Source organism: Delftia sp. UME58 (assembly GCF_014170385.1).
In the GTDB taxonomy this organism is placed as follows: domain Bacteria; phylum Pseudomonadota; class Gammaproteobacteria; order Burkholderiales; family Burkholderiaceae_C; genus Comamonas; species Comamonas acidovorans.
In genome coordinates this window covers 1-783 of record NZ_LZZV01000089.1, presented here as the reverse complement: position 1 = coordinate 783, position 783 = coordinate 1, and the positions used below count along the sequence as shown (strand labels likewise).

Here is a 783-nt window from a genome sequence, read left to right as displayed (position 1 = left end):
TGGGCAAACGCTATGGCGATTTCGTCGCGCTGGCGCCCACGCACCTGGACGTCGCCCGCGGCGAATTCCTGACGCTGCTGGGTCCGTCCGGCTCCGGCAAGACCACTCTCTTGAGCCTGATCGCCGGCCTGGCACAGCCCGACGAGGGCCGCGTGCTGATCGACGGCGCCGACGTCACGTATGGCGCGCCGTATGAACGGGATATCGGCATGGTGTTCCAGAACTACGCGCTGTTTCCGCACATGAGCATCGAGGAGAACATCGCGTTCCCGCTGAAGATGCGCAAGGTGCCAGCGGCTGAAGCGCGCCGCCGTGCACACGAAGCGCTGGAAATGGTGCGGCTGCCGCACGTAGCGTCGCGCCTGCCGCGCGAACTGTCCGGCGGCCAGCAGCAGCGCATTGCGCTGGCGCGCTGCATGGTCTACCGCCCGGCCATCATCCTGATGGACGAACCGCTGGGCGCGCTGGACAAGAAACTGCGCGACCAGATGCAGCTTGAGATCAAGCGCATCCATCGCGAACTGGGCACCACCATCGTGTACGTGACGCACGACCAGGAAGAGGCCATGACCATGTCCGACCGCATCTGCCTGATGAACGGCGGCGCGATCGAACAACTGGGCACGCCGGCCGACCTGTACTTCCGCCCCCGCACGCTGTTCGTCGCCGACTTCCTGGGTGAATCGAATCTGCTGCAAGGCGAAGTCGCGTCGGTGGACGGCGACATCCTGACGGTCAAGCTGGCCTGCCAGGGCGTGACCGGGCAGGCGCTGTCCAATGGCG

General features: G+C 65.9%; 1 protein-coding gene. It reads left to right on the top strand.

All coding sequences use genetic code 11. The features are described 5' to 3' along the window. On the top strand, positions 1-783 hold a 783-nt coding region (locus A9976_RS22575; RefSeq protein ID WP_183020857.1), incomplete at both ends, for an ABC transporter ATP-binding protein.